Source organism: Eubacteriaceae bacterium ES3, from assembly GCA_030586155.1.
Taxonomy (GTDB): Bacteria; Bacillota; Clostridia; order Eubacteriales; family Eubacteriaceae; genus Acetobacterium.
On the sequence record CP130741.1, the window covers coordinates 2,050,586 to 2,075,154 of the forward strand.

Annotated in this window: 28 protein-coding genes and 1 other annotated feature; of the genes, 5 read left to right on the top strand and 23 right to left on the bottom strand. The window is 38.8% G+C overall.

From position 1 onward, the window contains the following. Positions 1-2: 2 nt before the first annotated feature. The 5 genes from Q5O24_09335 to Q5O24_09355 form a co-directional block, all read right to left on the bottom strand. Entirely contained in the window at positions 3-758 is a 756-nt protein-coding gene (locus tag Q5O24_09335) for an ABC transporter ATP-binding protein (protein ID WKY46584.1), read from the bottom strand. Further along, positions 745-1,824 carry an iron ABC transporter permease gene (locus Q5O24_09340; protein WKY46585.1) on the bottom strand — a complete coding sequence of 360 codons (1,080 nt, stop codon included), beginning with the start codon at positions 1,822-1,824 and terminating at the stop codon, positions 745-747. The genes Q5O24_09335 and Q5O24_09340 overlap by 14 nt, the downstream gene beginning before the upstream one ends. Next, complete coding sequence (locus tag Q5O24_09345; protein ID WKY46586.1) at positions 1,824-2,918, bottom strand: iron ABC transporter substrate-binding protein; 1,095 nt, start codon at positions 2,916-2,918, stop codon at positions 1,824-1,826. The genes Q5O24_09340 and Q5O24_09345 overlap by 1 nt, the downstream gene beginning before the upstream one ends. A gap of 48 nt (positions 2,919-2,966) precedes the next feature. Further along, a complete protein-coding gene (locus tag Q5O24_09350; protein ID WKY46587.1) occupies positions 2,967-3,491 on the bottom strand; it encodes an FmdE family protein in 525 nt (174 codons plus the stop codon). Between the two features lie 369 nt (positions 3,492-3,860). After that, positions 3,861-4,466 (bottom strand): flavodoxin family protein, encoded by a 606-nt coding sequence (locus Q5O24_09355; protein WKY49240.1) that lies wholly within the window; start codon positions 4,464-4,466, stop codon positions 3,861-3,863. Between the two features lie 83 nt (positions 4,467-4,549). On the opposite strand from Q5O24_09355, the gene Q5O24_09360 reads away from it, so the two are divergent. Further along, positions 4,550-5,761 (top strand): IS256 family transposase, encoded by a 1,212-nt coding sequence (locus Q5O24_09360; protein ID WKY46588.1) that lies wholly within the window; start codon positions 4,550-4,552, stop codon positions 5,759-5,761. Between the two features lie 136 nt (positions 5,762-5,897). Here the strand turns inward: Q5O24_09360 and Q5O24_09365 are convergent, their stop codons facing one another. The 7 genes from Q5O24_09365 to Q5O24_09395 all read right to left on the bottom strand — a co-directional run bounded on the left by Q5O24_09365 (position 5,898) and on the right by Q5O24_09395 (position 10,731). Next, on the bottom strand, positions 5,898-6,863 hold the full coding sequence (locus Q5O24_09365; protein WKY46589.1) for an L-lactate dehydrogenase: 966 nt from the start codon (positions 6,861-6,863) through the stop codon (positions 5,898-5,900). A gap of 239 nt (positions 6,864-7,102) precedes the next feature. After that, the gene (locus tag Q5O24_09370; GenBank protein ID WKY46590.1) at positions 7,103-7,735 is read right to left on the bottom strand and encodes a GyrI-like domain-containing protein; all 633 of its coding nucleotides are present in this window, start codon (positions 7,733-7,735) and stop codon (positions 7,103-7,105) included. A 1-nt stretch (position 7,736) separates the two neighbouring features. Then, the gene (locus tag Q5O24_09375) at positions 7,737-8,060 is read right to left on the bottom strand and encodes a TfoX/Sxy family protein (protein ID WKY46591.1); all 324 of its coding nucleotides are present in this window, start codon (positions 8,058-8,060) and stop codon (positions 7,737-7,739) included. A gap of 21 nt (positions 8,061-8,081) precedes the next feature. Then, positions 8,082-8,267, bottom strand: a complete 186-nt coding sequence (locus Q5O24_09380; protein WKY46592.1) for a hypothetical protein — start codon at positions 8,265-8,267, stop codon at positions 8,082-8,084. 12 nt (positions 8,268-8,279) lie between these two features. Further along, positions 8,280-9,182 carry a YafY family protein gene (locus tag Q5O24_09385; protein WKY46593.1) on the bottom strand — a complete coding sequence of 301 codons (903 nt, stop codon included), beginning with the start codon at positions 9,180-9,182 and terminating at the stop codon, positions 8,280-8,282. A gap of 142 nt (positions 9,183-9,324) precedes the next feature. Next, the gene (locus tag Q5O24_09390) at positions 9,325-10,290 is read right to left on the bottom strand and encodes a bile acid:sodium symporter family protein (protein WKY46594.1); all 966 of its coding nucleotides are present in this window, start codon (positions 10,288-10,290) and stop codon (positions 9,325-9,327) included. A 9-nt stretch (positions 10,291-10,299) separates the two neighbouring features. Further along, positions 10,300-10,731, bottom strand: a complete 432-nt coding sequence (locus Q5O24_09395; GenBank protein WKY46595.1) for a hypothetical protein — start codon at positions 10,729-10,731, stop codon at positions 10,300-10,302. A 171-nt stretch (positions 10,732-10,902) separates the two neighbouring features. On the opposite strand from Q5O24_09395, the gene Q5O24_09400 reads away from it, so the two are divergent. Continuing rightward, on the top strand, positions 10,903-11,184 hold the full coding sequence (locus Q5O24_09400) for a hypothetical protein (protein ID WKY46596.1): 282 nt from the start codon (positions 10,903-10,905) through the stop codon (positions 11,182-11,184). A 10-nt stretch (positions 11,185-11,194) separates the two neighbouring features. Here the strand turns inward: Q5O24_09400 and Q5O24_09405 are convergent, their stop codons facing one another. The 3 genes from Q5O24_09405 to Q5O24_09415 all read right to left on the bottom strand — a co-directional run bounded on the left by Q5O24_09405 (position 11,195) and on the right by Q5O24_09415 (position 12,612). Beyond that, entirely contained in the window at positions 11,195-11,551 is a 357-nt protein-coding gene (locus Q5O24_09405; GenBank protein WKY46597.1) for a DUF2200 domain-containing protein, read from the bottom strand. Positions 11,552-11,586: 35 nt separating this feature from the next. Further along, positions 11,587-12,042, bottom strand: a complete 456-nt coding sequence (locus tag Q5O24_09410) for a DUF1801 domain-containing protein (protein WKY46598.1) — start codon at positions 12,040-12,042, stop codon at positions 11,587-11,589. A gap of 78 nt (positions 12,043-12,120) precedes the next feature. Next, entirely contained in the window at positions 12,121-12,612 is a 492-nt protein-coding gene (locus tag Q5O24_09415; protein WKY46599.1) for a hypothetical protein, read from the bottom strand. A gap of 333 nt (positions 12,613-12,945) precedes the next feature. On the opposite strand from Q5O24_09415, the gene Q5O24_09420 reads away from it, so the two are divergent. Both Q5O24_09420 and Q5O24_09425 read left to right on the top strand, forming a co-directional pair. Further along, entirely contained in the window at positions 12,946-13,608 is a 663-nt protein-coding gene (locus Q5O24_09420) for a Crp/Fnr family transcriptional regulator (GenBank protein WKY46600.1), read from the top strand. 74 nt (positions 13,609-13,682) lie between these two features. Next, positions 13,683-14,438, top strand: coding sequence for a flavodoxin family protein (locus Q5O24_09425; GenBank protein ID WKY46601.1), 756 nt, complete (start codon positions 13,683-13,685; stop codon positions 14,436-14,438). Between the two features lie 79 nt (positions 14,439-14,517). Here Q5O24_09425 and Q5O24_09430 read toward each other — a convergent pair whose 3' ends face one another. The 3 genes from Q5O24_09430 to Q5O24_09440 all read right to left on the bottom strand — a co-directional run bounded on the left by Q5O24_09430 (position 14,518) and on the right by Q5O24_09440 (position 17,799). Further along, on the bottom strand, positions 14,518-15,717 hold the full coding sequence (locus Q5O24_09430; GenBank protein ID WKY46602.1) for a sugar diacid recognition domain-containing protein: 1,200 nt from the start codon (positions 15,715-15,717) through the stop codon (positions 14,518-14,520). A gap of 72 nt (positions 15,718-15,789) precedes the next feature. Further along, positions 15,790-16,920 carry a glycerate kinase gene (locus tag Q5O24_09435; protein WKY46603.1) on the bottom strand — a complete coding sequence of 377 codons (1,131 nt, stop codon included), beginning with the start codon at positions 16,918-16,920 and terminating at the stop codon, positions 15,790-15,792. 66 nt (positions 16,921-16,986) lie between these two features. After that, a complete protein-coding gene (locus Q5O24_09440) occupies positions 16,987-17,799 on the bottom strand; it encodes an alpha/beta hydrolase (protein WKY46604.1) in 813 nt (270 codons plus the stop codon). 265 nt (positions 17,800-18,064) lie between these two features. On the opposite strand from Q5O24_09440, the gene zupT reads away from it, so the two are divergent. Beyond that, positions 18,065-18,874: a zinc transporter ZupT gene (zupT, locus tag Q5O24_09445; GenBank protein ID WKY46605.1), complete on the top strand. Its 810-nt coding sequence runs from the start codon at positions 18,065-18,067 to the stop codon at positions 18,872-18,874. A 122-nt stretch (positions 18,875-18,996) separates the two neighbouring features. Here zupT and Q5O24_09450 read toward each other — a convergent pair whose 3' ends face one another. From Q5O24_09450 to Q5O24_09470, 5 genes are all read right to left on the bottom strand, one after another. Beyond that, the gene (locus tag Q5O24_09450) at positions 18,997-20,523 is read right to left on the bottom strand and encodes a 2-isopropylmalate synthase (protein ID WKY46606.1); all 1,527 of its coding nucleotides are present in this window, start codon (positions 20,521-20,523) and stop codon (positions 18,997-18,999) included. A gap of 182 nt (positions 20,524-20,705) precedes the next feature. Beyond that, positions 20,706-22,361 carry an IS66 family transposase gene (locus tag Q5O24_09455; GenBank protein WKY46607.1) on the bottom strand — a complete coding sequence of 552 codons (1,656 nt, stop codon included), beginning with the start codon at positions 22,359-22,361 and terminating at the stop codon, positions 20,706-20,708. Positions 22,362-22,460: 99 nt separating this feature from the next. Then, complete coding sequence (gene tnpB / locus Q5O24_09460) at positions 22,461-22,817, bottom strand: IS66 family insertion sequence element accessory protein TnpB (GenBank protein WKY46608.1); 357 nt, start codon at positions 22,815-22,817, stop codon at positions 22,461-22,463. 3 nt (positions 22,818-22,820) lie between these two features. Continuing rightward, positions 22,821-23,180: a hypothetical protein gene (locus tag Q5O24_09465; protein ID WKY46609.1), complete on the bottom strand. Its 360-nt coding sequence runs from the start codon at positions 23,178-23,180 to the stop codon at positions 22,821-22,823. A 161-nt stretch (positions 23,181-23,341) separates the two neighbouring features. Beyond that, positions 23,342-23,574, bottom strand: a binding site (T-box leader). A gap of 88 nt (positions 23,575-23,662) precedes the next feature. Beyond that, positions 23,663-24,520: a DUF368 domain-containing protein gene (locus Q5O24_09470; protein ID WKY49241.1), complete on the bottom strand. Its 858-nt coding sequence runs from the start codon at positions 24,518-24,520 to the stop codon at positions 23,663-23,665. Positions 24,521-24,569 lie beyond the last annotated feature (49 nt).

The following is a 24,569-nucleotide window of genomic DNA, read 5'->3' on the forward strand; positions in this document are numbered from 1 at the left end:
CATCACGTTAACGGAATCACCACTTTCTTGTCCTGATAGGATTCCACGGCTACCGGCACCTGATACACAGCATTAATTGTTTCCGGTGTCATAACGTCTAATCCCCCGTAACAGAAAACCTCACTGTCTTTTAAAAATAAAAACCTGTCACAATAACGCAATGCTAAATTGAGATCATGGATGACAATCACCACCGCAATATTTTTTTCTCGAGTTATATTGGAAATCAGCTTTAGCACTTCAAGCTGATTTTTAAGATCCAGACACGAAGTCGGCTCATCCAAAAGTAAAACTTTTGGCTCCTGGGCTAATGCCCGGGCGATCATAACTTTCTGCATTTCACCACCACTTAGCTCGTCTATATAACGCAAGGAAAAATCCTGGAGTCCCATCGTTTCAATAATTTCTTCAACCAAATCATAATCTTCCTTTTTTGGTGCCATTTTGATATGTGGTTTTCTTCCTAAAAGTACTGTATCATAAACGGTTATTCTACTGCCTTCACTTTTCTGTGCAACATAAGCAGTATTTTGAGCAATTTCAAGCCTGTTCATTTTTAATATATCTCTTTCATTGATCAAAACACTTCCATTTTGCGGGGCAATAATTTTATTGATGCATTTAAGCATGGTGCTTTTACCAGCACCATTATTGCCTAGTATCGCTACAAATTCACCATTTGACACATCAAACTCAACCTGATTCAGAATTCTTCGGTTTGAGCGATAGCCAAATTCCAGGTTATCAATTTTTAACATGATTGACTCCTTTAAAAATAAGATATAAAAATAGTGGGGCACCTAAAAACGAAGTAATGGCTCCAATAGGCAGAATAACCGGCGAAATTATAAGTCTGGCAAATGTATCGCTGATTAATAGCATGAGTGCCCCCATTAAAGCAGATGCGGGAAGCAGATAACGATAGTCATTTCCCACAAATCTCCGCATAATATGAGGTGCAATCAGGCCAATAAAATTGATTATTCCAACAAATGAAACAATAGTAGCTGCTGTCAGAGATGAAATCGTCATTCCAAGCAGGCGAACCCGTGAGACATTAACACCCAGACCGATGGCTGTATGCTCACCACACTCAAGGGCATTATAGTTCCAACGATTGAACATGAAGTAGATCAATGCTGCAAATGAGACAATCGCCGCTGCCTGAATATTATCCATGCTTGCTCTACCCAGATCTCCGAAAGTCCAGAATACGATAGCCGCCATCTGAACATCAGAGGAAAAATACTGGATCAGGGCTGTTCCCCCAGCAAACAAAGAACTTAATGCCACTCCAGCCAAAATCATTGTTTCTGGCGAAGCATTACGCATTTTAGACAAACCCAGAATCACCAGTGTTACTAACATCGATGTTATAAAGGCGCAAATGCTGGTTAAATACGGATTCGAGACCGTAACAGCATCAGCAGTGTTGCCCATCACGGTACCCCCCCCTAAAAACGTGATGGCAATAGCCGCTCCAAATGATGCGCCCTGTGATATCCCTAAAGTCGATGCCGAAGCCAGGGGGTTTTTCAGAATACTCTGCATCACGCAACCAGCTGAGGCCAGGCCAATTCCAGATACCAGCGCCATCAAAATTCGGGGAAGCCTGATGTTGACAGTTACCAGAACACTTTTTTCAACGCCAATCCCAACTAACGCTTTCAATACATCGGTCACAGGAATATCTGCTGAACCAGCTGTAATTGCAAATAATGCCGTTGCCAGAGTTAATAGTGTCAGAACTATTAATGTAATAATCTTTTTATGAACATATTTATCATAGTCCGTCCCACAGGCGGTCTTTTTTATCATTTCCATTATTCACCAATGGTCAACGGTCCAAAACCCTGATTAGCTTCAACATATTGGGAATAGATTTTTTCACCCAGCAGAAATTCAAATATTTCATCAGCCTTTTCATCAATAGTAATATCAGAGAAAGCTTCTGGATAGATAACCGTCCCTGCATAATAAGCATCAGCTAAAGCAATCTCAATATTGGTATAATTATTGTTATATGCCAGCTGAGAATAAACCTGATTATTCTGAACCGCCTGCAAAGAATTAAAGAAGTCTGGATTTTCTGCATACTGCATATTTACAAGATCCATATTTTCTGGATTTAAAAAGATGATATCCGGATTCCATACCAGCACCTGTTCAAGATCTACTGTAAATGCACCACTTTGACCCGTTACATCCGTAACATTATTTGCGTTAATGGCAACAAATGGACCATAATTAGCACTGGTTCCATCAAAACCATGTTTACCTTTAAAGTTTAATCCACCATTATAAACCGACGGTTTGCTTTCATCGGGAATATCCTGTGTCCGTTCGTTCAAATCTTCCTGTGCTGCATCCATGTAGTCATTAATTTCTTGAGCTCGCTCTTCTTCGCCTAAAACTTGACCAATCAAATTGATCGAATCATTCATAATCCCGTCAAAAAGACCTGGGTTGGCCACTGCAACTACTGGAATACCAGTTTTTTCCTGCAGTTCATCGGCCTGATTATAATCAGAGACCACAAAAATCACATCCGGCATTAGATTAATAATTTCTTCATCAAAGGGAACAATTCCACCAGCTCCACCCTGACCAATTTGTGCCAGCGATTCATAGTTTGGATTTACCAGGGTATAAGGTCTGGTCAAGACCTGAACGTTATCCATATCAGTTACACCTGTAACCAGATCTGCAGCACCCATATAAGTAAGTAAACGCATAACCCCTAAAGACCCAATGCTGTTGATTTCTGTCGGTACTTCCACCTGACGGCCCAGGCTGTCAGTTATAACTTGGGTTGATGCTGCTTGATCCCCCTCAGAATCTGTAACCTGTGAGCTTGTACAGGCTGCCATTGAAATCATTATTACTAAACAAAGAAAAAAAACACTAACCTTTTTCATCATAACTCCTCTTAATTAAATAAATCACATTCCTTTTGTCACCAGCGATTAAATTCCGCGACTATAAGGGTTTGAACAATCAACACAGACTTTTCTGCCATTTTCCAGGCGAATCATATGCTCTGCTGTTTTTTCACCACACTCTTCACAGATAATACTGTTAAAAATTCGAGCCGGTTCCGGTAAATCATAAGATGGTTCTTTAAAATCGAAAACTTTTGTGGCATCCGGTTCGCTTAAAATATAGTTTTCCATTTCATCGCGTTCCATATCAGGCAGGTCTTTTAAAACTAGCCGGATCTTCTCACCCGTTTTGCGGTTAAAAAAGGTAAAAGCCTGCTTACCGCGATTTCTAAAAATCAAATTACCTTTGCCTGCACTACAGCCCATAATCACCTGAACTCCGTCAACACCGCAAGCATCGTTTTCAGTTATACAAACTACTTCTTCATCCTCAGAAAACTGAATGTTTAGCGCCTTAATGGCTTCTTCCGAGGCTCTAACCCCAATTGCCAGTCCTGGGCAATGATGTCCATGAAATGCTACCGATTTCTCCCATAATTCTTTGTTCATCTTTTCTCTCCTCAAAATTTTAAAATAGATCATATTCGCTCAGACCAACAAGTGATCTTCATCGCGAGTTTTAAATACAATTTAACCAAAAGAAAAAGACCCAATTAATGAGTCTTCAGACATTTTATATCAATACTTACCATCTTCATGACGATATTATGGATTAAATTGTTAACAAAAAAGAAACCGCAAAAACCAATCCCTGCTTCAGCAGAACATCGATTATTACGGTAAATTCATTTACTTAAATGTTATATGTTTGTAACATTAGTAATCATAAACTATTTTTAAAGACTTGTCAATGCTTGTATATACCATCAGTAAAACTTTTTTTAATTCTCCGCATGCTCAACTCTCATACAAATATAATTACCTGATAAAGTTGGTCATTGTAGGTTTTTCATATTCCGGCAAGCTTATTCCCGCTTTTTTACCAGCTTCTATGGACTTTAAAAGCCAGGACATATTTTCTCCAAGAGTTCTCATAATCTGCAAGCCTTCTGCATCTTTTAAAACCTCTTCCGGCGAATTTCCATGTACCTGATTCCAGTATTGAGAGGAAACGACTGGCATTTTAGCAATCGTAAAATATTTATTAAGCCGATCAAATGTTGCGCTTGCTCCCCCTCTGCGACAAGAAACTACACAAGCTCCAGGTTTTCCTGCAAGTTTTTTAGTAGACGAATAAAACAGGCGATCGAGAAAAGAAGTTACCCGACCAGTCGGGCCAGCATAATAAACGGGTGAACCGACGATAATGCCGTCAATTTCTGAAAGCCTTTGAGCCATTTCATTGACCAAATCATCGAAAACACAGCTACCGGTTTCATGGCATTTCCCGCAGGCAATGCAATCGTTAAGTGGTGTTTTACCCAAATAAAGAATCTCTACGTCAATTTCATATTTCTTTAGTACTGTTGCCACTTCACTAAGGGCTGTAAAGGTACAGCCTTTTTCGGATAAAGTCCGTATAATGGTGTAAAAAGAAAATGAGCCAAGAGCTCAAACCTCGGTTAAAATAAAAGTACCACCCAATACCTAATCGAGGAGATGAACAAATGGCTCAATTAAATATTACACTGGACACAGAACTTTTGCACGGACTTTTTACAAAAGATTCCCGGGATGAGGCTTTTTCAAAGCTTCTGGAAACAATTCTTAACCAGGTGCTTGTAGCGCAATCGGCTGAGCAACTTGGTGCTGAACGCTATGAGCGATGCGAGGATCGGACAGCTTACCGTAACGGTTTTAGGGATCGTGAATTAACAACGCGAATCGGTGGTATCACCCTGCGGATCCCTCGTCATCGTAACGGCGAATTCAGCACGACGATGTTTCAGCGCTACCAGCGGAGCGAGCAGGCTCTGATGCTGGCAATGATCGAAATGGTCATTAATGGGGTTTCAACCCGCAAAATCGAAAACATTACAGAAGAACTTTGTGGCCAGAGCTTTTCAAAATCAACAGTTTCAAAGCTGTGTGAAAATCTGGATCCGGTAGTAAACGGTTTTCGTAACCGAACGCTTGAAAAGCATTATCCATTTATAATTGTGGATGCTTTATATCTCAAAGTTCGCGAAGACAGCAGAGTCCGGTCAAAAGGTCTATTGGTAGCAACCGCAGTCAACGAAAATGGCAATCGTGAAGTAATTGGTTTTCAGCTGAATGATACCGAAACAGAATCAAGCTGGGGAGATTTTTTTCAAAATCTCAAAGAGCGTGGTCTGACAGCCGTTGATCTGATAGTATCCGATAATCACAAAGGACTTGTAAATGCGATTAAAAAACATTTTCAGGGATCCACCTGGCAGAGATGCCAGACACATTTCTCAAGAAATGTACTGGATAAAACGCCCAAAAATCAGCAGTCCGAATTGAAATCCTATCTGAAACGCATCTACAATGCAGTAAATATTGAAGATGCCCGCAACCTGCTGAAAGACACACTGAGACATTTTGAATCCAAAGCACCAAAAGCGATTGAAATACTCGAAGAAGGTTTTGATGATGTGATGGCTGTAATGAGTCTTCCTGAGAAATACCGGAAAAGACTGCGCACAACCAACAGTATCGAACGACTCAACGAGGAAATCAGGCGTCGTGATCGCGTGATCCGCATTTATCCCAACGAAAAATCGGTTATCCGTTTACTGGGTGCGCTGCTTATGGAACAGGATGAAAAATGGTCTTCCGGCAGAAAATATCTGGATATGCAGGATTACTATGAATTTTTAAAAGAACAGACGGCTGCTGTTTCATCAGCAGCCTAGTTAAACCCACCGAGGTTTTTACACACTATTTTGGACTTGACTCTTTTTCATGGGGACTGCCGTTAATTAATAGTACTTTCATCATTGCTTCCTTTTATATATTTTTTATAATCATATCATATTTATTCAGATTATGTTAACAGATTTTATAGAATGATTCTATCCTTTTTATATTCTGACGAATGACATCTGCTGACTGCTTAAACTTTTCCTGTTCGTCCTCAGTCATATGTATTTCCAGAATATCAGATACACCGGTACGATTAAGAATCCCGGGTACACCAGCATAAACATCAGCTTGACCATACTCTCCTTCAAGTAAAGTTGAGATCGGGATAATTTTGTTCTCATCATGTAGAATAGCCTTAATAATTCCCACACAAGCTGCAGCTATGCCATAATAAGTCGTACCCTTACGATTATAAATTTCCCAGCCTTCTTTTGCGGTTTTTAATACGATCTCATCTAAATCTACCTCACCCACTATCTCTGGATTATCAGTAATAATATCCTGAAATGATTTTCCCGCGACGGTCACAATTGACCAGGGTACCATCTGAGAATCACCATGTTCACCCATAGAATAAGCATAGACACTTCTTGGATCTACTCTGACCATATCTGCAAGAAAATTCTGCAGCCGCGCAGTATCTAATGATGTTCCAGTTCCAATTACCTGATTCTTAGGTAAACCGGAAAGTCTATAAATCAAATAGGCAATAATGTCAACAGGATTCGAAACAACTACAAAAATCCCCTGAAAGCCACTTTTCATGATTGGTTCAACTATCGAAACAGCGATTCGGGCACTTAAATCCAGGCTATCCAGTCTTGACTGTCCCGGTTTTGGCGGTGCTCCTGCAGTCACGACAATTATATCAACATCTGAACAGTCCTCATAGTCACCGCAAACAATTTTCACATTTCTTTCCAGATACTTTATAGTATTCCTTAAATCCAGAACCTCCCCCAATGCTTTTTCCTTGTTAATATCAATCATCATAACTTCATCACAGACTCCCTGAGTTACCAAACTGAAAGCGGTCGTTGAGCCGACCAGTCCACAGCCAACAATCGCAATTTTCGATTTTTTTATGATCATATTTCACTCCTCGTTCTCTTTAGTATCAAATAATACCAATCGTTATTTATTTTATTACCTGAAAAAGAAAGAAAAAACACTTAAATTCAATTTTGTTCCATTCTTTCTGAACAATTAATATAATATTCGTTTATACCCCCTATCCAACTGCTTCTGAAACCGAAAAAAACTGCCAGCTAAATAAGCAACAGTTTTTGTCTTAAAAATTTTTAATTCTACCCGAAAGTTCTATTATCTGGCTATAATTTTTTTATTGGATGCCTGACCACCGTCTTAAGTTTTTCCGACGCTACTTTACGAGCATCGCTGAGATAAATCTCATGGTGGTAACGGGTATCCGAAATATCCAGCTCATAGCCCTGGTCGGCAATAAAAGCATGCATGGCTTCAACCGTCACTGGTTCATTATCATAAGGGCCGAGGTGCATACTCTGGACGCATAAACCTTCCGAATAGTTGAAAAATTCAACCTTTGAAAAATCTCTTTTTTTCTTACGTGTCGCTTCTGAAATCGCCCAATCAAAATCTTCTTTGCTGACAAAATCCGGCAAGCGAATTAATGAGATGAAAATGAAATCTTCTTTGTGCGCATAATCAACACCCTGGACACCATCCTGCCACCAGAAACCTTCCAGAGGTGGAACAACAAAATCAAAATAACCATTGATCTGGTGTTCACTATTTTTGCTCATCTTGATTGTATAAGCGATTCCATATAAAAGCTCTATTGACTGCTTGTATTCACCACCGTCAGCGTTTGGATCACCCTGGCCGCGTACCGCCAGATAATTCATAGTTGGGATGTCTACTATGGCTGGCTTATTTTTAGGCATATAAAATTCTTTATACTCTTTTTTGTAATCAAAAGCCATCTTATTTCTTTCCTTTCTTTTTTACTTTTGGCATGGGCAGTTCATCAAACATTTCAGTGACTGCCTGGCATAACAAATCCTGATTATCGACATCATCAACCAGAATCATTTCTTTTGCGCCCTGATAGGGTGGCATAATCCTTGCGTCAGCAAAATATTTTTTACTGGCTTCTGTAATTTTTAGCATAAAACCAGGTTCATAAATCCCGCCAATTATCTTTTCACGATAATAAAAGATATAACCGCCCATCATTGCTCGAGACCGTACATGACCAAGGGGTTCGAGCTGCTCCATCATGTAATCTGCAAATTCATTATTACTCATTTTTTCCCCTTTTCTTTGGCATCATCTATACACCCTTTTAAAAGATCGTTTGCGTAACCATTCCCCTTTCAGGAAAACCAGCCATTCCTCCATACGGTCTCGCAGCCACCTCTTTTTAGAATCAACCTGGGGGGCACTCTTCCTGGAAATAGCACAGCAGATGTGTTCATTTTCAAGATTTTCCTCAGTCAGCTTAATATAATCCATCTGTTACTCTCCTCAATAATTTGTTTGCATCCTTGCTAAAATTTCTTTCATTTCATCTCTTATAGACAGGGGCTCTAACAATACCACTTTGTCCTGAAAAGTCATCAACCAGGAAATCAAATTGTCTTTGTCTGAATAATTAAAATGAAACAAGAGGTTGCCATCATTCTGTTCGATAAAACTTTGGGTACCAAATTCTTCAATCAGCCGCCACTTGCAATTGGCATCAAATAATGCTTTCACTCTGATGTTCGGTTTAAAAACATTTTCACTGCTTAAATCTGGAATTTCAACTTTCCTTTTTTTGAACATTTCCTGCGATATTATTAATTCTTCCATTCGGTTAAGCTTGAACAAGCGAAAATCTTCCCTAGTTAAGCACCATCCCCATAAATACCAGTTAGCCCACTGGAAAATTAAAAAATATGGTTCAATTTCGCGGTCACTTTCACCGCTCATAGAGAAATACCTGAATCTCAAAATTTTTTGGTCATCTATCGCTGTTCGAATCAGCTCAATTTTAGGTGCCAGACTTTCTTTGTACCATGAAGATAGATCAATCAAAATACTCTGATCTCCAGTTAAAAAATCGGATGAACCCAGAGATAATTTTTCCATCAGTTGTCCATATTGATTACTGCCATTGGCGCTGTCAAGACTTCTAATACCAGCCAGGATGTCCTGCATTTCTGACTTTGTTAACAGGGTACGTTCCAACTTGAACTCTTTCATAATTGAAATCCCACCACCAATACCTTGTTTTGTCACAATAGGAATTCCAGCTTTACATAAATCTTCAATGTCACGATTTATCGTTCTCCTGGAGACTTCAAATTTTTCAGCCAACTCAGGCGCTGTTACAGTATCTTTTTGCAATAAGTGGGTTAAAATACCTATCAGTCTATCAATTTTCATAACATTCCTTTCAAGATATTATCATCATAACAAATAAAACACGACATCTGTACGTCGTGTTTTATCATATCAGAATTATTTTATTTTGACCAAGAAAAAATATTAGCCCGTTTAAAGCAGCGTTATATCCATCCATTTTTTCTTAAAATTTATCTGCCGCTATGCTTTGTTCCCGAGATTTAATGATTGCTGCAAATATAGCTCCTGAAACATTATGCCACGCACTAAAAAGTGCAGCTGGGACTGCCGCAATCGGAACAGCTGCAAACTGACTCGTCGCCAGCGAGGCCGCAAGACCTGAATTCTGCATTCCCACTTCAACAGCCATGGTAATACATTTCTTTCTGCTCATCCCAGATAGTCTGCCAACAAAATAACCAAGTGCATACCCTAATAAGTTGTGCAGTATTATGACAATGACAATTATACCTAAAGAACTGAGAATATTTTCAGAATTAGCCCCAATTACACCCCCAACAATACAGGCAATTGCCAGAGCTGAAACTGCCGGCATAAATTCGTTAACAAAATCTGCTCTTTCTTTTAGCAGCGATTTTATTAAAAGACCTAATGCAATTGGAACTATCACAACTTCAATAATGCTGACAAACATACTGACAGGATCAAATGAAACCGTTTGTCGGATTAAGAAATAAGTGATGGCCGGCGTTAGAATCGGTGCCAAAAGTGTAGATACTGTTGTCATCGCAACTGAAAAGGCCACATCTCCGCCAGCCATATAAGCAATAACATTTGAAGATGTACCACCAGGACAGGTTCCCACTAACACAACCCCCACCATCAGTCCTTCTTGCAGTCCAAATAATTTTGACAGAATAACCGCTAATAATGGCATAATCAAAAATTGTGCTGCTGTCCCTTTCAGAATATCCAGTGGTTTTTTAATCACTACTTTAAAATCTTCCAGTTTTAAGGTCATACCCATACCAAACATAATCAGACCTAAAAGTAGGGTAATAACCGACTGGCCCATCAACTTTATGGTCACCCAAGAAAAAACTTCCGGTTTCATGAAGCCTAACAGCATACAAATTATAATAATCAGTCCAAAGTATTTTGAGATTCCCTTTGCTATTTTAAATATCACATTATCCTCTTAATTAAGTAATTCGGAGGTTTTTGTAAAATCAAACCGACTGGTTGTATACACATCATCTTCATCTGATACGTAATAGAGATTAATCTTAGATCCCAACTCATACCAGCGGTTATATTTTTCGCCAAGTTTAATCAACTCTAAAACTATTCTGTTACAGCGTTTGACTTCCTCTAAGCTTTCTGCAAAACCATTTACAATCATATATAGAGAGTTCTCGCCCTGATACTGAATCGTAATCATATCAGGATTGCCGTGATCAGCATATTCAGATACTTCAATATTTTCTTTTGTAATAAATTCCTGTTTTTCATTGTCATATGTCATCATTTTTTGATTATAAAAAATTTGTGTTTCGTTAAATATATCGAATTTTCTTAACATTTCCGCTATTTCCTGCGCCATCACTTCGTTTGTTTCATAATTTGTCATCGCCTTCCACTCCTAACATTTAAAATTTATATGAGTAGTATACCATAAAATTATAAGAAAAAAATAAGCGCAAATGATTGCAATTCTTTACAATTTTCACATTTACACTTATACTCTACATATGTCTTTTTTAGGGCAAAAAACTAGCTATATAAAAACTGGAGGAAACAAATGTTTAGAATTTGGGGGAAACTTATTAAACGCAACAAATTTATTAAAGAAAGCGTGGTTGAAATTGATGACCATACGACTAGTATAGATGAAAAAGTTGAAACAGCACTGGAAAACTTCTGCCAACAATTTGATCTGGAAAAACCAATCTGGTTTGACAAAAACACAAAGGAGCTTTCTAACTTTTCAAAAACCAGCTTTAGAGAAGACCAATTTATGGAATCAATCTGGTTTGATTATTTTGAAATTGAAATAATCGATGACGGAAAAAAGAAGTCCTGATATTATCTGTCTACTTTTCCGCACGGAGAATCTTTTCCATTGCCTTGCCTTTTGCCAGCTCATCGATCAGTTTATCAAGATATCTGATCTCTTGCATCAGCGGCTCTTTTATCTCTTCAACCCTTATTCCACAAATAACACCTTTTATCAACCTTCTGTTTGGATTCATAAGAGGTGCTTCTCTGAAAAAACCTTCAAAACTGATTTCTTCATCCACTTGACGATCGAGCATCGCTTGATCATACCCGGTCATCCAGCATATAGTTTCGTCAACTTCTGCCTTACTGCGACCCTTTTTCTCAGCTTTTTTAATGTAAAGTGGGTAGACTTTTGCAAAACTCATTGAATAAATTTTATCATTGGCCATTTTTTTATCCTTTCAAATTTCAATATTAAATTAAACTACTTTTTTCTTGATTGTTCGTAGATATTGATATACTCTTGAACAGTCATCTTTTTACAAAGCTCGGCAATTAAATCATAAGGTATCAACGACGTATTTTTAAAGCGTATACAGCTTTTGCCCATGTCCAGTTTTGTTGGTACCTGAAGCTGATATTCTTTAATAAACCATGTTTCAATGTCTTTATTCGCATATAGTCCGAAATGATATAGGGCGATATAATTCTTTTGCGAAGCAAGTGATAAAAAAGGCAGTGGTTCTCCTTTTTTGGTATGATATCCTTTAGGATAGATGGCGAGTGGAACGACATATCCGAGCATTCCATATGATATCTGCTCAGAAAATCCATCTGGTAAATTGGCCTTGACAACTGTTCTTAAATGTTCCATCGGCTCTTTTCTATTAGCAGGCAGTGCTGCTAAATATTCTTCCACACTTTTGACATCATAAATCATAATTTCCCCTTCTAAAAGTATTATTAACAAAATAATCACGACTTGTCAAAATATTTCTGAATTATTAAATCCTAACTTCTAACTTTTTAATATTGAACTAATTGAAGCAAAGAATTTTTCAATACCTAATTCAATATGCGCAATCATCAGGGTCGGATCTTCAAAATCAAGCTCAGACAGCAAAATGGATTCAATGATCGCGTCTCTATTTGTTTCTTCATGAAAGATTTCTATCTCATATTCATGGTCCTTAGTAACCAACAATTTAAATTTATTTGCAATCTCTCGATTGCGAGCAGATAGCCATACTTCAAAGACAGCTTTTTCATGCAGATAGACTATCGCTATTTTAAGCCCACTTTCTTTTAATTCTTCTGTACTTACCGAGAAATAACTCATATCAAGATAACCATGATATATGCCGCTGATGTTTGCAGCCGGATATTTTCTTATTAAATCTACTCTTAATTTACCGATAAATTCTAAAATCCCTTTGTAAGCAGCCTTTATCTCTCCATTTTGTAGGCTTAGTGTGTAGCTTTTTATCAATTGATTGATACTTTTCATCATTTCTATCCTTCCATACTTATATCTCTGTTTGAGGAATTTTCAGAAAATACCTGTTAATTCATTATACCCAGTTTCATTGTCTACCGACATTTTATTAGAAATATATCATAACATTTTTTTAAATTGGAAGGACGAAAATAATCTATCGCAGCACATTCTAATAAATTTTTATCTTTAGAAAGAGCATTTATTCATTCATATGAACAATCTTACCCATCATTTCTCATATTAAAAGATCATGAAGCTTCTTTTCGTGTGAAAGCTTAATTTTTTATTGCCGGCCCACTCAAAAACAGATATGATTATACAGAGAAAAAAGAAATGAGAAAAACGATGAACATTAATACTAAAAAATATAATTGCATGAAAGAATTGGAGATTTTTGATATTCTAACAGCAAACGAAAAGCTGGCAATTCACGACCTGGCTAGAGGTAATTTGCTCAAAAAAGGTGAGTTTCTTTTTAATCAGGGTGATGAAGGTCATAAGGTTTTTTTAATTCAGACTGGCAAAATCATGTTGCAAAAATATACTGAAGAGGGGACAAAAATTGTCATCGACATATTAAAACCGGGGGATTTAATATGTGAAAATATCATTTTCGAAGAAATCAATTATCCCTTTAGCGGTGTTGCATTAGAAAACAGCTACATCTGCGCATGTTCAAAAAATGAAATGAATACGTTAATAAAGGATCCACTGATACTTGAAAAAATTTTCATGAGCATCAACAATAAAATGTTAGCTTATACCGAAAGAATGACTACCCATGCGATTAAAGATGTTCAGAGCAAAATCTATACGACACTTAAATTAATCGCTGACCGTCACGGGCGAAAAACCAAAGACGGTTTAGAAATCGATTGTTATTTAAGCCACGAAGATATTGGCTTTCTAGTAAACGCTTCAAGAGTAACTGTAACCCGTTCAATTAACGAATTGATTGAAATGGGAAAACTTGGTAAAAAAAACCGACATTACATTATTTCTCTATAAATTGTAGCCTGCTATACAGAAGTTATTCATCGGTCTCGATATAATCGGAATAGAATAATTTTCAGGAGGCAAAAATGGAAAAGATAGTATGTATCAGCGGTTCGCCTGTTAAAAACAGTAATACAGATAGAATGCTAAAAGGCATCGCAAATGAAACTGGTTTAGAATATGAATTCATCAAATTAAGCAGCTATACTGTTAAGCCATGCCTAGCCTGCAAGGCATGTGTAAGTACAAACAAATGTATTCAAGAAGACGATTTTCAGGAAATCAGCGAAATGATTGCAGCTGCAGATGCGGTAATCATCGGTTCATACACACCATATGGAATGATCGATGCTTTTTCAAAAGCGTTTTTTGAGCGGTTATGGTCAATGCGACACATGAACAGTTTAAACGCCGGTAAATATGCAATCACCGTTGTCACCTCATTAAATCGCGATGTTGCAGCACAAGTCAATCAGGAAATTGCCATGGAGATGGTAATGGAGGGCTTCATCTTACTCAACCAACTGGTGGTTAATGGTAGCGTTCCCTGCTTAAGCTGCGGTTATGGCGAAGACTGCAAAAATTCTTTCGCGCAAATGCAGGTCGGAGAAAACGGTGCTGTTTCCACCTCAAGCTGTTTTGATGTTGAAAATCAGAAAGTGTATGAAGAAGGCACAAAATTAGGCAAATTATTGGGGGCTTATCTGCGCGGTGAGCAAAAATTTGATCTTGCAAGTCATCAGAAAAACATTGCTGAAATGATGGACATGATGATGCCGGTAATGGATAAGGGCATTCGACAATGGCGCGAAGAGGTACTTACATCTGCTATAGAAAGTTAATACATAAAAAAATGATTCATTAAAAATTTTAAAAAAGTCTTACGAGATTAAAATTAAATTTATTCTGGTAAGACTTTTGTTACTCAAACCTCATTAAAATATCATGTTCCAGGTTTTTTTCCAGTTTTAATCTTTCATAATGAATCAACAACAGTTGAAATAAAATCCGTTCATTTCCGCTCCCATTAATTGTAAAACCAAGGCACTCTTCCATTTTCTTTTTTCTAAATATTACTGTATTACGATGAATAAAGAGTTCCATTGCCACTTTTTTATATTGGAAATCATAATCATAAAGCTTTTGCATCGTCATTATTGCATCTTCAGTTCCTTTGCCAAAATATGATTGGATTTTTTTTAAATATGGTTCTAAAACTCCCGTCCTGATTTCTCGGTCCAGCTGCCAGTAAAGTTTTAAATCATAATAATGATGGGCAAAATAGACAGATTGGGAAGCAGTCAGTGTCACACTTCTAAACATGTTATAAGCTTCTCGATAAGATTTCTGATATCCGCTAAGACCTGAATAAAAACCGCCAACATATGCAGTCCATTCATGTAAAGATTTCAAACCAACTGCACCGGCAAGATAATCATTAATAGATTTCTCTAACTCCCACGGTTCAGTTTTCTCTATTGTTTTAAAAATCACTAAATAATCTTCGGACAACAAGGCTGACATATCATTCTTTAAATGTCGGTCTGAGGTTTTTATCTGATTCAGCTCACTTTCCAGAACAGATTTTTTGGCCTCTAATTTTCCAGTATAATAAGTAAGCAGTAAAGCCACTCTTGGCTGATCCATCTGATATCCAATTCTTCGCCCCCAATCTCTAAGCTCGTTTTCACCTATTGACATAGGATCATAGATCAGGGTATTTAAGAAATTACTTTTATCATTACGATGACTGTAAAATCGTATCATTGATTCCTGTTGCTCAATGATTAATTCAGCTGTCATTTTTACCAGTTTTCCAATATTACGAACTTCGTTGGAATCGCCAGTAATACCAACCACTCCGATTACTTTATTATTCTTATCAACAATAGGAAGATTAATACCTGGTCGCACCCCCATCAGATTCTTCGCTTGTGACTCTGTTACCTCACAAATAATTGCTTGCCTGATTGCCTTCATTGCGGTTTCGTGAAAAGTACCAATTCGTTCCGGTGAACCACTGCCAATGATAAATGCTTCTTTATTCATCACATTAATATTATAACCAAGGTTATTCATCACTTCATCCGCAATTTTTTGAGCAATTTTTTTATCAAGCATCCATAGTACCTTTTTTTATATTCCGAATCACTAAACTAACACCAATAAATTTACGTTTCAATATTAAAATCATCAGATTGCCGAAACCAGCTTCATCAGGTTTTCTACTTGGGCCTGTAACAGTTCTCTGGCATGGGCCATCTGCCAATCAAGTCCACGGGTATTATTGCATAGCGCAAAAGCGGCAATAATCCCTTGTTCAAAGACTTTTTCATAACCTGGTTCAAGCGCTCCAGAAATAATAATTGCCGGAACCTTCTGCTTATGTGCCCGCTTTCCAACGCCACTGACAACTTTGCCCATAGTACTTTGAATGTCAGTTTTACCTTCGCCTGTAATAACTAAATCTGCTCCTTGAATTTGCCTGTCAAACTGGATTTCGTTAAGAACAATCTCAAGTCCAGATTGTAACTGAGCGCCAAAATATGTAACCAGCGGTAAAGCCGTACCACCAGCTGCACCCATTCCTACCAAAGAAAGCAAAGTTTTCCCTGAGTTTTTTTCAAACAAATCCCCCAGGTGCTCCAGCCCCTTATCAAGAATAGCTACTATTTCAGATGTAGCGCCTTTCTGGGGACCATAAATAGCTGCGGCTCCATTTTTACCGCAAAGCGGATTAGAAACGTCACAGGCAATTAAGAAGTCAGCCTCAAAGATTTGAGGATCAACAGCATCTAAATCGATTTTTTTTATCTCCGCCAGATTTTTACCAAAAGGTAATATCGGTTGATCGTCTTCATTTAGAAATCTTACTCCAAGAGCTGTAGCAAGACCAGTTCCGCCGTCATTGGTTGCACTGCCACCCAAGCCTAATATAACTTTTTTCAAGCCACGCCGAACAATAGCATCATAAATCATTTCACCCGTACCAAAAGTTGTTGTATTTAGAGGATTTTGCTCTTCCTTTTTAATCAGTGTCAAGCCAGATGCTGCTGCCATCTCAATAACAGCAGTCTGATTATCAATAATTCCATATTCAGCCTGGATATTTCTATATAAGGGATCATGCACCTGCAAACTGATACGCTCACCGATGCCTCCCTGCATTAGAGCTGAAACCATTCCTTCACCACCATCGGAAATCGGAATTTTTTTAATTTTTGCATCCGGAATGACATTGATAATCGCTGTTTCGATTATATCACAGACCTCAATAGCCGTTAATGACCCTTTATATGAATCCGGTGAGATAACAATTTTCATATTATTTATCCTCCATTAGCTGAGCGCCTTAAAATGTCTTTCTTATTTATGTGAAATGCAAGATTCTTACTTCTGATTGATAAAATCTTTAACTGTCCGATTGAATTTTTCAGGTTCTTCCCAGAAAAGCATATGCCCGGAATCTTCAAAAAACTCTACTTTTGCACCAGGAATGGTTTCTGCCACGTAGGCACTTCCCTGCCAATCAAAAACTGCACTGTTACGAGCAACACAAACTAGAGTTGGAACACTGATACAAGGCAGAAAATCCCGCCAATCTAAATTTGTATGATCGCGCATAATTTCTATCCGAATATAAGGCGGACATTTAGAGATTTCATCAGCAATAAACTTTACTTCATCAGAACTCGGTTCATGATACAAGCAACCATAAGCCAATCCTTCAGCCGCTTCGCGCGGGGCATATTTAATATCATAACAGGTTCGAATAAACATCTCCACATCATAGCAACCATTCTGACCCCATGACCAATCAGGACCTGTATATTGAAGCGGAGCCTGATCAACAACGATTAATTTGCCAACCCTATGATTTCCAAATAATTCCAGATAGCTCCATAAAACAGCTGCCCCCATCGACCACCCTAACACGGTTACATCACTCACGTCCAGATGATCAAGCAGTTCTTTGATGTCCATTGCATAACGAGAAATACGATGACTATGCATTACTTTTTCTGACTCTCCATGTCCACGAAAATCTAACAAAATCACCTGAAAGTCTTCAGCCAAAACACTGCTATTTTTTTCAAAAAAACGTGTCGTACACGTCCACCCAGGTAACATAAGCAATGGTTTGCCACGTCCTATTACCTCATAATATAATTCAACTTGATCATTAGTATAAAAAGATGCCATTTTTTCCTCCTGTATTTATTATTTTCAGCCACCGTCTTCATCGATAACAATTGAATTCTCAATTATCATTATATACAATATGTAATAGTTTTCAATGGATTTTATACTAAACATTTTTCAATTGATTATGCGATAGTACAATTTAATTATTCATTTGCTAGTTAACACTTCAATCCCCTGTCTTTTCTATTTCAATTTTTGCAGTAACATGATATAGTAATAGCATTAAGCACTAAATCGACACTAACTCAAAGAGGTTAAAATTATGCATTTTTCCAATATTGGTATTGCTATCTTACTGACTCTACTAGCCGGCTTATCCACCGGTATTGGCGGCCTGATAGTTCTTACTTTTGAAAAAACTAATACCAAACTTTTATCGATCGCCTTGGGCTTCTCCGCTGGCGTAATGATTTACGTTTCCTTCGTAGAATTGTTTTATGAATCCCGACAATTACTCACCGCCAATCTGGGGCATACAAGTGGAACTTGGGTCAATATTATTTCTTTTTTTGGCGGAATGCTCTTGATTGCCATTATCGATAAACTGGTCCCCTCATATGAAAATCCCCACGAAGCACATTTGGTTGAAGAAGCAACTAGCTGCCCAGCTGATGGTAGCCAGAAACTCTTGCGGGTTGGTATGATGACCGCCCTGATCATTGCTATCCACAATTTCCCAGAGGGGATGGCGACATTTGTATCTACCATTCAAAATCCACAATTGGGAATTGCTATTGCTATCGCAGTTGCCATTCATAACATCCCAGAAGGGATGTCTGTGGCAATTCCTGTATTCTGTGCTACTGGAGACCGTCGTAAAGCTCTGAGATGGTCGTTTTTTTCTGGGATGGCTGAGCCGGTCGGTGCCATAGTTGCTTACTTACTGCTTGTTCCAATTCTAAATGATACAGTGTTCGGTATCCTCTTTGGAATAATCGCCGGTATTATGGTATTTATATCCTTCGACGAACTATTGCCAACCGCCAGGGAATATGGTGAACATCATTTATCCATCTATGGACTGATTGGCGGGATGATTCTGATGGCCATAAGCTTGATCTTGATCGGTTAAATGCTTTTTAACCAGCAAACAAAAAATTTAAAAGTCTTTAGCAGTTTGTTTCCCAATAAAGACTTTTGTTTACTTGAAAACTTTCTCTAGAAGCAGAATGCTTAACACCATGCTACTCCTAGTTATTCACCAGAAAGATAAGTCTTATTGATAGCATTTACCAAAGCTAATGCACTTGCCTGCATTACATCCTTCTCAATCGCTTTTCCTGAGAATACCTCATCATTATGGCGAATCTGAACAGACACTTTTCCCATACTTCCCCGACCTCGGCCAAGGCTGTTAATCCGGTAATCAATCAGTTCAACGGGAATATCACAGGCCTTAATAATACTACCATAAAGCGCTGCCACAACCCCATTATCACTTGCGCTGGAAACAAACTCCTGCTCACCTTTTGACAATGTGATAGTTGCCAACACGACGCCTCCTTTAGCGTTTAACTCGTAATCATTTAACTGCCAGAGTTCAGGACAAGACTTACCGGAAAATGTTGCTCTGTTTTTCAATAAAGTTAGAACATCATTATCATAAATTTCCTTTTTACTATCTGCCATCGCTAAAAACTGCTGATAAATACTCTCAAAAGATTCTTCCGATAATTCAAAACCCAAGCGCTGACTAACATATCTGAAGGCATGACGACCAGAACGGGCGGTTAGAACAATTTCCATCTCAGGTGCACCAATTGTAACAGGGTCCATGATCTCATATACATCTTTGGATTTAAGCAATCCGTCCTGATGAATCCCCGAAGAATGGGCAAAAGCATTTTCTCCAGTGATTGCCTTGTTGACCTGAATATCAAGTCCCATCGTTGCACTGACCACCCGCGAGCTTTCATAAATCTGACTTGTGTCAATCGTTGTATAGCCATTATAATAATCTGGATGTAATAAAATCCCCATCGTAACTTCTTCTAGTGAAGTATTGCCAGCTCTCTCGCCAATACCATTTATTGTACATTCTACTTTATTGGCACCATTTTTCACAGCTGCTAAAGTATTCGCCGTTGCCAAACCTGTATCATTGTGGCAATGTACACTTAGCAATACTTCAGGCGCCAGGTTTTTCAGACGCTCATCAATTCGTCCGATTAAACGACCATATTCTTCTGGAATGGCAAATCCAACGGTATCAGGCACATTAATGATCGTAGCTCCCGCTTCAACAACCGCTTCAATAGTCCGCCATAAATATTCAAAATCTCCACGGCTGGCGTCTTCTAAGGAATATTGCACATTTGGAATCAGACTGCTGGCATACTTAACAGCTCTAACCCCCATCTCAATAACGTCTTGGGGTGACTTTCTGAGTTTTTTACCCACATGAACATCAGAGGCCCCGAGAACAATATGAATGAGTGGATTTTCAGCCTCTTTAATGCTGCTATAAATACTATCAATATCACCTTGCACTGCTCGGCCGAGAGCTGCTATACCAACATCTTTACCAATTTTTCTGCTGATCGCCCGAACAGCCTCAAAATCGCCCTGGGATGAAGACGGAAATCCTACTTCCATCATATCAACTTTCATTTTAGCCAGCTGTTGAGCTACAATAAGCTTTTCTTTTAAGTTAAGTTTTGCTCCGGGTACCTGTTCGCCATCTCTTAAAGTCGTATCCAACACATAAATTTTTCTTGACATCTTTCTTCTCCTTTAATTAAAAATACTCCCTTTTCATCTCTGTTAGAGACGAAAAGGGAGCTTTCCGCGGTACCACTCTTATTCATACAAAAGTAAGCGTCAAATACAAACCACATAGAAAAGAAGCTCGACATATGAGATAATGATAAAAATCATCTCGCAAGTCGAACTTCTTTATTGGTTTATTGATGCTGATTAGTTTGGGCCAAGGACTGGCGGCAGATCTCGGGCAGCTGATCGGACCAGGGAAGAAAAGGTTCCAGTGCGACCTCGTCATCGCAGTTTATATCCGGCAGACGTTCAAAGAGAAATTTGAGATATTCATAAGGGTTGAGCTCATTAAGTTTGGCACTCTGGATCAGGCTGAAGGCAGTGGCGGAAGCTTTGGCACCATTGGCTGTTTTACAGAAAAGAAAGTTTTTTCTGGCCACAACAAAAGGCTTGATCTGTTGTTCGGCAATGTTGGTGGAAAGTTCACATTGGCCGTCAAGCAAAATGTTTTCCAGTACAGTCTGGTGTTTGAGACTGTAGTTGAGCGCTTTTCCAAAGGCGCTTTTGGGAAGGGTATTCTGCGACATTAATTTTACCCATGCGAAATAAGCTGTCATCAGCGGTTTAAGCTCTTTTTCCCGTCGCTCCTTACGCTCTTTCGGGGTCAGGTCTTCTTTTAACAGCGCTTTCTCAAAGACAAACATTTCACCTATCATCTGAACGGCCTGCCAGGCTTCGGTTTCGGTTTTTATAGTCCCTTTTGGCAATGCTTTTAGCGCATCAGTGTATTGACGTCTGGCATGGGCAAAGCAGCAGACCCGGGTAATATCGGTTACGCTGTTATAGCCGTCATAACCGTCCGTTTGAAGGATTCCTTTGAAATTTTCAAGGAAATTTTTGGGGTGTTTGCCACTCCGGGACGGCTGATATTCAAACAACGCCATGGGTTTTCCGTATTTCCCGGGACGATACAGCCACATATAGGCCTTGCTGGTACAGGCTTCCCCATCTTTAGTCAGAACTTTCAGTGATGTCTCATCAGCCATCAGAAAGCTTTCTTTTTCCAGATGTTTTTTCATCAGCCGGTAGAGGGGTTCAAGGTAACGCTCACTGCCTTTGATGATCCAGTTGGACATCGTCGCGCGGGACAGTTCAATGCCAAAGTGTTTAAAGGTCTGCTCCTGCCGGTAAAGAGGCAGGGCTGCCGCAAATTTCTGGTATAGAATATAAGCAAGCAGACTTGGCGAAACAAAGCTGCCCGAAATAACCGGATTGGGCGCTTTAGCTGTAATAATCGGCGTTTTGATCTCATGATCCTGACAGTGTCGGCAGGCATACACTTTTCTGACATGTTCCACCCGCACCACTTTGGCGGGAATCACTTTGAGCTCCTGGCGCACTTCCTCCTTCATCTGATGCAGTGAATGGTCACACACAGGGCATACTTTCTCATCTTCATTAAGATCATAAACAATGCGTTCAACCGGCAGATCATCAAAAGAATCCCGGTTCAGTCCCCGCTTTTTACGGCGGTGGGTAGCCACTTCGATGGATGGTTCTTCCTGCTCAGGGCGTTTCGTCACCTCCGGCTCATTAAAAAAAGAGATCTGGTTTTCAATTATGACAGTGTCAGCGGATTTGCCGAAGCGCTTCTGGGCATTCAGACGCAACTGTTCTTCGTACCATTTAATTTTTGCCTGCGCTTCTTCAAGTTCTGAATTCAGCCGAGTGTTTTCACTCTGAAGTTCAGTGATGACAGATAAAAAATCCAGTGCCGGATCTTGTGTTTCTGTTTCTGTTAAACTGTTTTCTTTACCCATCTGATGCTTATACCGCTTTCCTGTCATTATCCACTCCAATTACTTATGATTGGCATAATATCGCCGTTTTATGATGCTATTATACCATAGATCAGCTGACAAAAAAAGCTTTTTCAACCTTATTTTTCAGATTAAAATCCGCTGTTTCACTGGCGGATGCGCCTGTTTTTCATCAAGGGTCAGTCCATCCAGCAACCACCGGAAACTTCTTTCAGTCACAACAATGGAAGGGGCGCCACTTTTTTCCGGCCACTGGAAACAGCCGTTTTCCAGACGTTTATAATGAATCCAGAAGCCGGTCTGATCCCATACCAGGATTTTAATCAGATTCCTGCGTTTATTGCAGAATGCAAACAGGTGCATGGAAAAGGGATCTTCTTTCAGAACTTCCCTGACAATCAGGGACAGTCCATCGATACTTTTTCTGAGATCGGTGGCTCCCAGAGCTATATGCACATTTCCGGAGTTGAGGCCTGTCAACATGGATCAGGCCTTTCTGATTGCGCTAATTATATTTGTAAGATGATTCTCTGAAAATTCAGGCGGTATCATAACAACCACATCTGAAATCCGGATTTCTATTACTTTTGGGGTTCCAGATAAAGGTTTTTTAAATGATATTTCCGGCGCAATAACAATTCCGGCAAAGTTGACTGTTTCTTCGGCAAACTCCTGGGGTTCCAGATCATTTAGATCCCGGTTTGCTTTGCTGATTCTCAGTTTCCAGTATCGGAATGCACTCAAAGCAAGATTATTCTTTTCGCACCACTGCCGCTGCGTCAGTCCACTTGCCAATTGTGCTTTGATCCGCTCTTCCCAGAGTATCCGATTTTCACTTTTCTCCATAAAAAATACAATCCTTCCTTTAATAGTTTGAAAGAATTGTATCAGTTTTTTTATTTGGTTGGTATGTGGTCTGTAATTGACGCTTACATACAAAATGTATGCACTCATTCAATACCCTTTATTGTCCCGATGAATTCGCTGTATAAAAAAACGCCTGTCTCAAACGAGACAGACGATAAATCTGCTATACCACTCTATTTTACAGCAACTTCAATACGGGTTTAACAAAACCGATATCTATCCCCTATAACGGTGGGCTTCCGACTTAACCTACTCTGACTATTTCAGCAAGCAACTCCGAGATCAGTTCATCATCTTCTAACTTCTGCTTCACACCACCCAGCAGATCTCTGAAAATCATCTGATAACTACTACTTCTCATCAACGTTTTAATATTTAGCTTATAATAAATGAATTCTTTTTATTTGTCAACCTGTTTACTAAATTAAAAATAAAATCTTCTTTTCTCAACATCAATAATTTTATATGTTACCTGCAATTTTTGCTTTTTTCTTTCCAGAACTCTGTAATATGCTTACCAGTAAGCCGCCCATCACAAAAGCACTTAAATGAAAAGTACTTAATGACATGGCGGCTGACGGAATTTCCAGAGTTGTTGGTCCCATTACAACTGCATACAATGAACCAATCATTAAACCAATGACAGAGTACATTGTTTTTGAGCGATACCTTTCCAGACACAACTTTATGCCTTTTACCACTGTAAAGGCACCTGTGACAATACCTGCTCCAAACAAAAGAAACCCCGGAAGATATGAGCTATTAAAATGCAGACTTTCATTAAGCGCGTTCATTATCGGTACATACAAACCTAAAATCAACAATAAGGAAGAACCTGAAATACCTGGTAAAAACATGGCTGATATTGCAATCATGCCGCAGATAAAAATATAGACGATTAGAAAAATGTTTAGGCTATTTAAGTTGATCTCCGTCATAAAACTTGTATTATTAAAGACAGTAATCCCAATAACCAGCAATGCTCCGACCAAAGTGAAAATCAGATTGCTTTTTCGTTCTATCAATGCGTCTTTTTCTTCTCTGATAACAATCGGAATCGATGCTACGATCAACCCTAAAAACAATGAAGATGTCAGATAAATATGCTCTTCAAAGGCATTTGAAATCACCAATACTGCACCAATCATTCCTGTTACCCAGCCGATTCCAAGCTTTAAAAGAAAAATAATTGCTTCTTTTCTTTTATTACCTTTTTCATAGAAGAGATCATTGATACTGCCAATAAACTTGTCATAAAATCCCAGAACAAATGCAATTGTCCCGCCCGATACACCAGGCACACTGTCTGCCAAAGCCATGCAGACGCCATTAATAATTTGTCTGACCACTATTTATTCCTCCGTTCTA